Source organism: Rheinheimera sediminis, from assembly GCF_004005375.1.
In the GTDB taxonomy this organism is placed as follows: domain Bacteria; phylum Pseudomonadota; class Gammaproteobacteria; order Enterobacterales; family Alteromonadaceae; genus Pararheinheimera.
In genome coordinates this window covers 19,802-32,435 of the sequence record NZ_RZUF01000033.1, presented here as the reverse complement: position 1 = coordinate 32,435, position 12,634 = coordinate 19,802, and the positions used below count along the sequence as shown (strand labels likewise).

Genomic DNA, 12,634 nt, shown 5'->3' with positions numbered 1-12,634 from the left:
CCCAGCTCCAGTGCTACAGAAATCAATTCAGCACGGGAGGCCGGTATCTCCAGCCAGATCAGCGCATAGTGGTTATGCCAGGCATCGACCGATGCGGCTAAACGTCCGGCAAATTCGGCCACAGTATCTGGCAGTTGCTCCGGCCCTATGTAGCAGCCGCTATAGGGATTAATCACCGCATCAAATAATTTCATTTGGAAATACACACTAAACAGTATTAGAAACAAGACGGGCGCCGATAAACGACGCCCCTACATTAAATAAGCGGGTCTGTAGGGGCTGGGCTTGCCCCTGCCCGTCCATCTGTACCGCAGTTTCATTGATCAGGCAGCGAACATGCCCGAACATTTTATCTGAACAATACTTTTTCTTTCTGGAACCAACTGACACAAAAAGCCAGCAGCGCTGCAGCTATCACCACTGTAGAGCCAAAAATGGCCAGCAGCATACCCACATCTATAGTGCCTTTGATCAGTTCTTTAATCGCCAGCGCTACGTTGGCTACTGGCAACATCGCCATGCTCCAGGTCAGTTCAACACCTGGCATTAACGCCACAATCAACGGCATAAATACAATCATGCTTAAAGGGCCAATGTAGTTTTGTGCTTCTTTAAAGCTGCGGGCATAAATAGATAACGACAGCAGCAAGGAGGCAAAAATAGCCGACAAGGGGATCAGCATCATCAGGATCAGCAGCAAATCAGCCACACCTAAAGTCGACATAGTTTTAGCCACTATATCCACGCCCATTAAAGAGCCAATGACATAACCCCAGCCACCAAAGCTGGTCACTGTAATGAGCGCTGTAGCAAGGCCCGTGGTCAGTACAGTCAAAAACTTACCTAACACAATAGAGGTTCTGCTGATCGGGCATATCAATAAGGTTTCTAAAGTGCCACGCTCTTTTTCACCCGCACCAATATCAATTGCAGGGTAGGAACAACCCGCTAAACACAAAGGGATCAGGATGTAGGCAATTAAGCCACCGATTTTTTCACCCAAATCTTCACGGCTTTCGGCAGTATTTACTTTTTCCAGCTTCACCGGCTGTAATAAAGCATCTACTTTTTCCGCTGTTACGCCTAAAGAATCCAGTTTGGCTAATTGCAGTTTCTTGCTGTAATCACGAAGTAACTCATTGAAATATTTATCAATCATATCAAGCTGAGATGACATGTTGTATATCACAGTCCATTTGCTTTGCGTCAGGTGCGTTGCATCTGCACTAAAGTCGTCAGCGATGATAATGGCCAAGTCAAACTTGTCATCCCGAATCGCCTGCTTCAGGGCCTCGGCATCGGTCAGATCAGACTCCACCTTTTTAAAATTCTTGTGATAAAACAAAGCTTCTGTCAGTTCAGGCGCTTTATCGGCATTGATAATCACATACCTGTGCTCTTCGGCTTCGGCTTGTTTAGCTACGTTCGCGACCACTAAACCCATAATGCCAAACAGCACAGGGAAGACGAGGATCGGCAGCAGAATGACAAAAAACATGGTTTTTTTATCACGAACCAACTCAGTCAGTTCTTTAAAATACACTTGCCACATTTAGTTTTGCTCCCTGTTACTTGCTGTCGCATTAATCACCGTCATAAAAGACTGACGTAAATCCCCATCCGCGCTTAATGCCTTAAAGGCGTCAAAGCTGTCGGAAAAAGCGCTGATGCCTTTGTCGATCACCACCACCCGATCACACAAAGAGGCGACTTCGTCCAAATGGTGGGTCGAGAAAATCACCGGAGTGCCCTGCTGTTTTAACGAGCGGATAAAATCCAGCACAGTCTGAGTCGTCATAATATCCAGACCGGTAGTAGGTTCATCCAGAATCACCACCTTGGGCGAGTGCACCACAGCGCGGGCTATAGCGGTTTTTTGCTTCATACCGGTCGACATGGCATCGGCTTTACGATTGGCAAAGTCGTGCATATTCAGCAAGGTAAACAGCTCGTCTATGCGCTGCTTTAATACAGCTTCGCTCATGCCATGCAAACGGGCAAAATAGGCAATGTTTTCATAAGCAGTTAAGCGGCCATACAACCCTGTGCTGCTGGATAAAAAGCCAATTTTTTTCCGCGCCTGCACAGGATGTTTTAACACATCCACACCTTCAATCAGCACAGAGCCTGAATCTGGCTGTAACGCCGTAGAGAGGATACGTAAAGTGGTGGTTTTGCCAGCACCATTGGGGCCTAATAAACCTAAGACTTCGCCGGAGCCACAATCAAAGCTGACGTTGCGTACAGAATGAAAAGCCTCTTTACTGTAACGCACATCCTGTTTTTCACTGTCTGACAGTTTCTGGCCGCGACTGATGGCAAAAGATTTAGCCAGCGCGTCGATTTTAATCATCGAGAGTTCCCTTTGTTGGTCTTGTGTTAAGTGGTGTGCCGTTTCGGTCTGAAATAACTGGTATCTGCATAAAAAGCCAGATCCTGAACCTGTTGATGCCAGCCCGGCACTCCCAATAATGGCAGTGGACTAAGTTGCTGATTATCAAACAGCAACTCGGCATTCACAAGCTGAGCTGCTAATAAGTTATCAACAAAATCGTAACCTTCTGTGTCTGTTTCGGTCAAGCCCTGTTCAGGCCACTCGATACACCATAATTTAGCTGTTAAACCAATAAAAGGCTTAGTCGCCATTTCATAGTTGGCATGACCAAAAATGATAGGGTTCAGCTCTGCCCATAGGTTTTTATGCTGATAAAAAGCTTCAGTCCATTGATGATTACGTAATAAATCCAACAAAAACCGCTGCGAAGCTTTGAAGCAAATAATCACTCCACATTCATCCAGTAAGGTAAGTTTATGCCGCACCTTGCTGCGTTCTTTGCTGCCAAACTGCTGAATTTGTTCCATATGCAATTGATTCATCAACTGCTTGCTTTTAGGAAACAAACACCAGATCAAAGCACCAAATAAGTCATGCCAATTGTTCAGCCGCATAGGAATTTGTCGGGTTTGGTAAATAAAGTCTTCGTAATATCGGCCATCGGCATCTAATACAGCACTGTCGACAAAACACCAGTCCTGTAATTTTGTCTGCTGATGCAACCATTGGGTCAGTAGCTCTGGCGATGGAAAATGCTTTTGCTCTGCTAAAGGAAAAGTGGCAGCCAAAGCGCTGAAAAGCCCAGGCTGCAAAAACAGCTCTGGTTGCCATTCTGTTGGCGCTACAAATCGGGGATTTACGCTGTTTTTTTGCATGAATAAGAAAAAGCTCGTTGTTGCTGTGAAAACTTACGACCTGCATTACCTGTGAAAAGCGCAAAAAACCTCTTGCAATTTTTCCGTAAGCTGGCAAATTCAAGGAGTACGTTTAGACGTACATACTGCCAAAATGTTTTTGCCCGTCGTAGTTGACGCTGCAGTTTTGTTGCCTTAGTTCGCTCGCCCTGGTCATATAGCACAACTATGGTCACAGGGTGCTCACAGGTCACCGCTCTGCAATGCTAACTACCAGGGGCAATGATCTGGATTCATTAATTTTAGAGGTTACCTATCATGTGTTCGATATTCGGGGTGCTTGACATCAAGACTGATGTTAAAGCCTTGCGCCAGCAGGCGCTACAGTTATCTAAGTTATTACGCCACCGTGGACCAGACTGGTCGGGTGTATGGAACAACGACAATGCAATTTTAGTGCATGAGCGTCTGGCGATTGTAGATACTGAAAATGGCGCTCAGCCCCTGATTAATCCAAATCGAAATCACATTCTGGCAGTGAATGGTGAGATTTATAATCACAAGAATTTAGAAAAGAATTTAACGGTCGACTATCAGTTCCAAACCAAGTCAGACTGTGAGGTGATATTGCCTTTGTATCTGGAGCACGGTGCTGACTTTATTGATCAGCTGCAGGGGATGTTTGCTTTTATTCTGTATGACGCAGAACAAAACCGTTACCTGATTGCCCGTGACCATATCGGCATTATCCCACTGTATTACGGCTATGACGAGCATGGTCAGCTGTATGTGGCCTCTGAGTTAAAAGCTCTGGTGCCTGTGTGTAAACAAATGCAGGAATTCCCACCGGGCCATTACTTTGACAGCAAAGTAGGCAAACTGGTGCAGTACTACCAGCGCGACTGGCAAAGTTTTGATGCAGTCAAAGACAATCCGGCGGACTTAGGTGAACTGCGCGCTGCGCTTGAGCACAGTGTAAAAAGCCATTTAATGTCTGACGTGCCTTATGGTGTGTTGCTCTCCGGTGGTCTGGACTCGTCACTGATTTCGGCTATTACCCAGCAATTTGCGCGTAATCGCGTGGAAGATGATGGTCAATCAGAAGCCTGGTGGCCTCGCCTGCACTCTTTTGCTGTGGGTTTACAAGGTTCACCTGACTTGGCCGCAGCCCGCAAAGTAGCAGACTCTATAGGCACAGTGCATCACGAAGTGCTCTTTACTGTGCAGGAAGGTTTGGATTCACTGCGTGACGTGATTTATTTCCTTGAAACCTATGACGTCACCACCATTCGTGCGTCTACGCCAATGTACTTAATGGCCCGTAAAATTAAAGCCATGGGTATTAAAATGGTGTTGTCGGGCGAAGGTTCTGATGAAATTTTTGGTGGCTATTTGTACTTCCACAAAGCGCCAAACGCCAAAGAATTCCACGAGGAAACCTTACGTAAGCTGGACCGTTTGCATATGTTCGACTGTAACCGCGCCAATAAAGCCATGTCGGCCTGGGGCATTGAAGCCCGTGTGCCTTTCCTCGACAAACACTTTATGGACGTGGCCATGCGATTAAATCCAGAAGCTAAAATGTGTGGCAATGGCAAAATGGAAAAACACATTTTACGTCAGGCCTTTAATGGCTTGTTACCACACGAAATTTTGTGGCGCCAGAAAGAGCAGTTCTCTGACGGCGTAGGCTACAGCTGGATTGATAGCTTAAAAGCTCATGCGGAAAAAGAAGTGTCTGATCAGCAAATGGCTACAGCTGCTTTCCGCTTCCCGGTTAATACGCCGGACAGCAAAGAAGCTTATTTCTACCGTGTAATTTTTGAAGAACATTTCCCACACACAGGCGCTATTTCCTGTGTGCCAGGCGGTAAGTCGGTAGCTTGCTCTACCCCTGAAGCTTTGGCATGGGATGCAAAAATGGCACAAATGACAGACCCATCAGGGCGTGCAGTGCGCGACGTTCACGAACAAGCGTACTAAACACTACCCTGCGTTCCCTCTGTATGTGTTACTTCAAGACGGGCGTGGATAAACCACGCCCCTACACGTCGTTTAGTTGCAACCTCAATCACTTTGGGTATGGCCCAACACTTAAAACTATAGGGTGCTTCGTTCTGTATTGTAGAGGAGGGTCTTGTACCTGCCCGCTTGATGCCGCAGCGGAACAGTGCAAAAATTCCATAGCATTGATGGAACAGCAACATCAAACCTCTGCTGCATAGGCTCACTTATTAGATTGAAGTACCGCTATTCTGTGGCTTTTCTTTTCATCCTCTGCTATTCCTCAATTGATTGTGTTTTTTTTCGTCGAATAATAGCTTTTTATCCGGTTTTGCTGGCGAAATAGTCCGGTAAGTCGTATGTTAAGCGCCATCTGAATATGCCCTGAATTATGGATCGAACGCAGTGATCAATTTATCCAAATCCTTGTTTATATTGTTGGCTATGGTCAGCTTAAGTGGGGATCTGAATGCAGAGACAGCACTGAAAGGTCAATGGATAACCGACTTAGAAGGCCAAACCTTACTGGACCCACAAACTTCAGGAGTCACGTTCCGCAAAGGCGAGTTAGTCATTATTGGCGACCAAAGTGCCCATGAAAGCACCCGAATGAAGTTATTCAGGGTCGACCCTGCCACTGGCACCTCTATCACTCAGCCCATTCCAATCACAGTTGCCCATAACCTGAAAAACAGCTGCTTTTATGGCTATTTGAGTGACAAACCAGACTTTGAAGCTCTTACTTGGGATCGCATAGACGACACTACGCTCATCACAGTAACGGAGGATGCATCCGCTTACGAGTTGAGTGCTGAATGCAAGAAAAAATTCAGCCAGACCAATTCCACCAGCTATCCCAGCCTGTTGGTGAAAATTCAGGTTGACAGCACTCTAACCCGAGCCGAAATTGTGGCAGTGCGGCCTGTGCAATTCCCATTAGAAGCCAAAGTTGGCAATTTTCCCAACGACGGTATTGAAGGTTTAGCTATTGATGATCACCAGACTTTGTATATGGCATTGGAACAAGACATTGCCAACAAACCTCAACTGTTTAAAACCCGTTTAACTCAGGATTTTTGGCTGCGCGATAATTTCGTTAAAGTGATAGATGCAAACCTGACACTGCCTGTGTTGGATGACAAAGATCATCCTATCAACGGTATAGAATTTTTACCCAGCCCGATCAAAGGACACCCCGGCTACTTAATGGCGGTAGCACGCAATGACGACGAATTATGGGTATTTGACTTAACTAACCGTATTCCGCCTTTTGTGCAGAAGCTCAGTTTTTACACCAGCACAGATGACAGCGGTCTTTGCCCTGCTTACGAGAAACTGGTGCAAACTGCGCTGGAAGGTATCACGGTCAAAGATGGGACAGTGTACTTAGTCAATGATCCCTGGAAACAGCATTACACAGATAATATTCAGTGTGGTACTCATGCCGACAAATTCAGACGTATGTCGCCTTTGTTATTTCAGATGCCGGTGGACCCTCGCTGGTTTACTCCTTTCAGAGCAAAAAGCCAAACGTCTTTACCTGCACTCAGTGGTCTGGCAGCCCTGGACCAAAGTCGTTATCTGGCCGTGCAGGATAAAAAAATTCAACGGCAGGGCGATCGCTTAAGCTTAATTCAGCTGAATCCGAATCAACAATTGACAGCGCAGAGTTTATTTGTGACCAACTGGCCCGCAGGTCAGGCGGCGAATGATCTAGAAGCAGTCTGTGCCCTGCCCGACAGAACCAGTGAATTTTTAATAGCAGAAAGCGGCACCTGGCAAGGTGCTTTTGGTCGCCTGTTTCATATCAAGGTATTCCCTACCTACGTTGTGGTACTGAACACTTTTGAATTGCCGGTGGAGCGCGATAACAGCCCGGAGCAGGATGGTGATAACTTTGAGGGCTTGGCGTGCGCCAAAAAAGATGTAAACCGTTATCTTGTGATTGTAGGTGAACGTGGCACTGCTACAGCGGCGGGATTCTTACAATGGGGTGAACTGGATTTAGCCGCAGCGAATATTCAGTGGAACAGCCAGAAGATTCAGGTCACAGGCCCAACCAAACTGAAGAATCGTCATTACAACAGAGTGATCTCCGACTTGCATCTGGAAGCGGATGTACTCTGGGCAAGTGCGGTGTTGGACAGCTCAGACAACGGTCCTTTTGCCAGTGTTGTTTATCCATTAGCCTTAGTCAATCCCACTGCAAAACAGCCTATTAGCTTAATGGCGGAACGGCCAGTGCTATGGCAAATTGACGGCTTTAAAGTCGAAGGTTTAGCCAGCCCCAGCCCATTAGTTCCGGGTTCTGCCCTGATGATGGTGACAGACGATGAACATTATCACGGCCAATTCCGGGCCTTGGCCACTACAGAGCAGAGTCCCTATGGCAACCCAAAACCAAACTCAACAAAATAATCCGCTGCATGGTTTTACCTTGCAACAAATTCTTGAGCTGCTAGTTGAACACTATGCAGGCTTTGCCCCTTTAGCAAAGCAAATACCATTGAAATGCTTCAGCTCCAACCCCAGCATCAAGTCCAGTCTGACGTTTTTACGCAAAACGCCCTGGGCCAGAACTCAGGTTGAAGAATTGTTTATCAAACTGAAGTTATATCAAAAAGGCTAGCCGCGAAGCAGTATTTTGGTTTTATGTCTGAAGAAAGTGGCACACTGAGTTTAGCCATCACAGATAAGGCATCAGTGATGCCTTTCGCCACAACTGAATACCTGGCAAAAAATACCACTGGCGGCTCAGTAACCCTGACATTCAACCTATAGGCACCTGAGCCCGGCTCAAAGTCTGAGCAGGGTGATTATCACTATAAGGTTGAAATTCAGGGAATGTCATGCGAGAAACATGCCTATGATTTCGACTCACGTCAGGCCTTGTGCCTGGCGGTTGAAACCTTCTGGCTGACGATAGAATCCTTGCTATCTGATGGCTGCAGCTGTTATTTTCCTGCGCATCCTCAGCAGCCATTTGATTTCATATCAGCCTGTTTTCCAATGGCAGGGTTGAAACTTTAATATCTTGTATATCAAATAGAATCAAAACAAACTTCAGATAGCAAAGAGGACTGCTGATTTGGAAATATACACTCTGGAAATAACCCTGCCCTTCAAAGCCAAAAAGCCGTGGCGGCGGGTAATTGAAGTGGCAGAAGACACACCATTGTTTGAATTGCACTATTTTATCCAAATGATGGTGAAATTTGATAATGATCACTTGTACGAGTTTCATATCGCCAAAACCCCGGGCAGAAATACGCAACCTATTGATGACGAACAAATGCTGAATGAGGTGTATCCACTGCACCGAAGTAAATTGTTTTACCTGTTTGATTTCGGTGATTGCTGGTTATTTCAGTTTAAAAAATTACGCAAAAAAGCTGAAAAACAACCTCGTGTAAAATATCCGCGAGTGGTTGAGTCTGAAGGAAGAAATCCAAGGCAATACTAAACAGCTTGATTTCAGGTTAAATAACCTGGATTCGGGAGATATAAAAAAGCCCGGTATAGTGCATCTATGCCGGGCTTTTTTGTATGGATTACAGTGACTGCAGAAAAGCCAGCAGCGCTTCACGTTCTGCTGTTGGCAGGTTAACAAAGCGATTTTTGATCACTTCAGCTTCGCCGCCATGCCATAAAATAGCTTCAGTTAAAGTACGGGCGCGGCCGTCGTGTAAATAACCAGCCGGAGTGCCTCCTGCAACAAACTGGGTATAACCTAAGCCCCAAAGCGCCGGAGTTCGCCACATGCGGCCTGTAGCCAGACCTTCACTAAAGTTGTCGGCAAGCCCCTCGCCCATGTCGTGCAGCAGCAGGTCAGTGTATGGCTTGATGTTTTGCAGCCGCACTTCGTCAAATTCAGAGCGGGCGCTGGTTCTTACCTCGCTGGTGTGACAGGCCACACAGCGAATGTCTTTAAATACTTGTTCGCCTGCTGCTATTTTTGCAGGGTCTATGTCCAGATAAGTTAAAGGCGAAACCCCTTTGGGAAAACCACTGACGACACTGCGCTGAGCAGGTACAGCTAACAAATGCAGGTAGTGAGTCATTAAAGTGACAGCTTCATCCGGCAAACCTGGCTCTGCAGTTGCTGGATCACAATGGTTTGGACCAGCTAAACAGTCCAGTTTGGGATATACAGAGGAGGTGACGGCCATATCCAGCAAAGCGGCATTTGTTACCTGATGACGTAAACTGACTTTGCCTGCTTTCCAGCCGTAACGGCCTAAACGAACTTCTCCGGTTTCAGGATCGTAGGCATAATTGGCCCTACCCAGCACGCCGTCTGCATCTGGTGTAGTGCGAACTCTGGATAAAATGGTCTCGTCTGAAATGGCTTCCAGCAAGCCCATACCAATCAAAGGCTGAGCCTGGCGTACCGAATACACTTCTGGTTCTGGCCCTTCAAAGGCAATAGTGGGCTTACGCAGTTCAACCACTGTGCCATCTGCAAGAGTGACACTACTGCTGGTAAAACCTGAAACCCAGGCGCCATTGCCCCAGTTTTGCATCTCGCCAGTGCTGATAGAGCGTCCATTCATTTGCAGCGCCAGGCCATAGACAGGATGAGGCAGGTAAAGGCCATTGGCATCTGTACCTGTAGCCCCAACCCGCACTGCCATAGTGTCCAGTCGTTGATTCCTTACTGTGGGAGCAACACTACGGCCATTATTGATGTGACAGTTAAAACAAGACGATTGGTTAAAGCGTGGGCCTTGCAACTGGCGGCCAGCGTCGTTAGGGTCATTGCCTTCTTCGTTATGCTGCCCTGTCCATAAGTTAGTATGTAACCAGCGGCGGCCTTCCATAAAACGTTGCATGTTTTGCATACCAATGGTGTTGTGCGGCTGCTGAAACATAAAGGTTGGATTATCGGCATAATCATAAGACACAGAACCCAAGCCACCTTGCAGTGTCCTCAGGGGTAATGGTTGGTTCATCAGGCGGGGCTGTACACCATACCAAGGCCGTAAGCCTTCACCCATCACATAGGTCAGTTCATTAGTGTAATAACGAAAAGCACCGCTGTCGCCTGTAGCATCCATAGCTGCCCGGGTGGAGAAAAACGAGCTGGTGAATTCAATTACATCGCCTTTTTTCAACACACGGGAATCTACACTGCTGCCGTTTGGCACCAGGACTCCATCGGCATTGGCAGAAAGTGCTCTGTGACCCGGATAGCGGTCAAACACCACACTACAGCCATCATTCGCACCAATGACACCGTTGTAGCCACTGTCGGGGCGCAATAACACGCCATTGGCAGGTTTGGCGACTACAGGACAAGCGGCGCCTTCATCATGATAAGTAGAATCATCCAGCAAATCTCCCGGGCTCATCCAGCCAAAGCCTGTCACGCCGGGATCATCAAAACGGCGGACAAAAGCATGACCACCACCTTTTTGCGCTTGTTGGAAGTACTGGTTGACGATAATTTTCGGAGCTGTTACTCCAGCCACATTGCTGTTATCGATAAACTCCACACCCCAGGTGCGGTTTTTAAAATAGTTCGCAATAAAATTCAAATGAGCGCCGGGGCCTTTATCCTGCGGATGTCCTGCAGCATCTACAGTGTCATTCACGCCAAAACCAACTTCATTCCAGTCTTCCCCGCGTTCGCGGGCATGGCGGGAGCGCCCTACCATCCCAAAACGTGTGACCAGAGTACCATCGGCTAAGCTAAAACTAATGGTTTCAATAGGTTCAGTCGGTGCAGGAAGTGGGATACGGCCACTGCCGCTCAGTGGATAAGACATAGCTGAAGTGTCCAGTACCGGCATAGAGTTGTCCGTACCGGGCGTTTTAAACTCTACTTCAAATAATGAGTAGCCATACTGAGTTTGACGACTGATACCTTGTAAACGCAGATAACGGACATAAACGCCCAGATTCAGAAACTCTTCTACCGCCCCTTTTGAACCCACCATATAACGCAACTGATACCAGTTTTGCGCATCATCTGACACATAAATAGCATATTCTTTAGCATGGGCATTTTCCCAATACAGCTTCATGGCACCGAGAGCAGTTTTAGTACCAAAATCAAACTGCAGCCAGGCATTGTCTGCATCTGCAACATCATCCCCCCACGCACTTTCCCAGCGTGTCGTCATATCGCCATCTATGGCTTTTGCTGCAGTATTAGTGCTATTTTCATCACCGGAAGAGCTGGCAACCATCACCGACACCAGCGAGCCTGGTGCCGTTATATCGTTGTTACCTGGATTTCTTAACCCAGCCGGAGGTGCCGGCAAAGAGGGGGCATCGGCTTTGGGCAGTGGTGCTATGTTCACATCTGGGGCAGCTTCAAATTCCGGTTCTGGCAGGTCTCCGGTTGGAGGCGTCGCGATTGGCGGCGGCGTGATCACTGGAGGGATCACCACTGGCGGTGGCGTAACGATAGGCGGCACCACCACAGGCGGAGTCCCAGAGCCTGAGTCAACAGACTCTGTGCTGCCACCTCCACTACAAGAGGTAACAAATAATGCCAGTAGAGGTATTATCAACGCATATCTCAGTTTGCAGCCTTCTGCAGCACACTGAATTACAGACCAGGGTTTCATACCCATCACTCCCAATTCATACCAACCAGAACCTTAACCAGTCAGTAAATACGTTTTTCACCAAAATCACTACAATAGCGTAAATAATGACACCAGAATGCCAAATAATTTGTAACTCATGGTCTGCATTATCACCTTGCTACAACTGCAGTATGCGAAAAACGCTCAGAGCCACACTATCCGAGATGAGCAGCTCACATGCAGTTGATACTATTCAACTAATTTTTACAATGCTAGAGTGATGTTTAGATTCGATCATTGGTAAAGGAAATCCCATGACCACCATTATTACTCTCGTTATTGCAGCTGTTGTGCTGTTTTTTATTGTCAGCATATACAACCAACTGGTGAAACTGAAAAACCGTTTTCAAAATGGCTTCGCTCAAATTGAAGTCCAGTTAAAGCGCCGCTACGACTTAATTCCTAATCTGGTTGAAACGGCTAAAGCTTATATGGCGCATGAGCGCGATACACTGGAAGCTGTGATAGCTGCACGTAACAGTGCAGTGAGCCAACTAACTGCCACTGCAACTCAACCAGGTGATGCTACAGCCATCAGCCAACTGGCCAGTGCAGAATCGGCGTTGCAAGGCGCCATGACGAAATTCAGTATGGTGATGGAAGCTTACCCGGATTTAAAAGCCAATCAGAATATGATGCAACTGACCGAAGAGCTGACCAGTACTGAAAACAAGGTGGCTTTCGCCCGTCAGGCTTTTAACGACGCAGTGACTGAATACAACAGCTACAAACAAAGCTTCCCTCCGGTTATTTTTGCTGGTTTTTTTGGGCATCAGAACGATGCTAAATTACTGGAATTCGCTGACAGTGCAGCAATTCAAACCGCACCTAAAGTGAGCTTCTAA

General features: G+C 47.0%; 10 protein-coding genes. 5 read left to right on the top strand and 5 right to left on the bottom strand.

Features of this window, described 5'->3' with window-relative positions; all coding sequences use genetic code 11:
- From EMM73_RS17920 to EMM73_RS17905, 4 genes are all read right to left on the bottom strand, one after another.
- A partial coding sequence (locus tag EMM73_RS17920; RefSeq protein WP_222422695.1) for a hypothetical protein occupies positions 1-194 on the bottom strand: 194 nt, incomplete at its 3' end.
- Positions 195-349: 155 nt separating this feature from the next.
- A complete protein-coding gene (locus EMM73_RS17915; RefSeq protein ID WP_127688173.1) occupies positions 350-1,552 on the bottom strand; it encodes an ABC transporter permease in 1,203 nt (400 codons plus the stop codon).
- A complete protein-coding gene (locus tag EMM73_RS17910; RefSeq protein ID WP_127688172.1) occupies positions 1,553-2,353 on the bottom strand; it encodes an ATP-binding cassette domain-containing protein in 801 nt (266 codons plus the stop codon). It abuts the gene before it with no gap.
- A gap of 26 nt (positions 2,354-2,379) precedes the next feature.
- Positions 2,380-3,210: a DUF3025 domain-containing protein gene (locus EMM73_RS17905; protein ID WP_127688171.1), complete on the bottom strand. Its 831-nt coding sequence runs from the start codon at positions 3,208-3,210 to the stop codon at positions 2,380-2,382.
- A gap of 297 nt (positions 3,211-3,507) precedes the next feature.
- Between EMM73_RS17905 and asnB the strand changes: the two genes are divergently transcribed.
- From asnB to EMM73_RS17885, 4 genes are all read left to right on the top strand, one after another.
- A complete protein-coding gene (gene asnB, locus EMM73_RS17900; RefSeq protein WP_127688170.1) occupies positions 3,508-5,172 on the top strand; it encodes an asparagine synthase B in 1,665 nt (554 codons plus the stop codon).
- Between the two features lie 426 nt (positions 5,173-5,598).
- The gene (locus EMM73_RS17895; protein ID WP_127688169.1) at positions 5,599-7,611 is read left to right on the top strand and encodes an SdiA-regulated/phytase-like domain-containing protein; all 2,013 of its coding nucleotides are present in this window, start codon (positions 5,599-5,601) and stop codon (positions 7,609-7,611) included.
- Positions 7,580-7,822, top strand: coding sequence for a VF530 family protein (locus EMM73_RS17890; RefSeq protein ID WP_127688168.1), 243 nt, complete (start codon positions 7,580-7,582; stop codon positions 7,820-7,822). Before EMM73_RS17895 ends, EMM73_RS17890 begins: the two co-directional genes overlap by 32 nt.
- A 459-nt stretch (positions 7,823-8,281) precedes the next feature.
- Positions 8,282-8,656: an IS1096 element passenger TnpR family protein gene (locus tag EMM73_RS17885; RefSeq protein ID WP_127688167.1), complete on the top strand. Its 375-nt coding sequence runs from the start codon at positions 8,282-8,284 to the stop codon at positions 8,654-8,656.
- A gap of 88 nt (positions 8,657-8,744) precedes the next feature.
- Here the strand turns inward: EMM73_RS17885 and EMM73_RS17880 are convergent, their stop codons facing one another.
- Positions 8,745-11,768, bottom strand: a complete 3,024-nt coding sequence (locus tag EMM73_RS17880) for a di-heme oxidoredictase family protein (protein ID WP_186435286.1) — start codon at positions 11,766-11,768, stop codon at positions 8,745-8,747.
- Positions 11,769-12,043: 275 nt separating this feature from the next.
- On the opposite strand from EMM73_RS17880, the gene EMM73_RS17875 reads away from it, so the two are divergent.
- Complete coding sequence (locus tag EMM73_RS17875; RefSeq protein WP_127688166.1) at positions 12,044-12,634, top strand: LemA family protein; 591 nt, start codon at positions 12,044-12,046, stop codon at positions 12,632-12,634.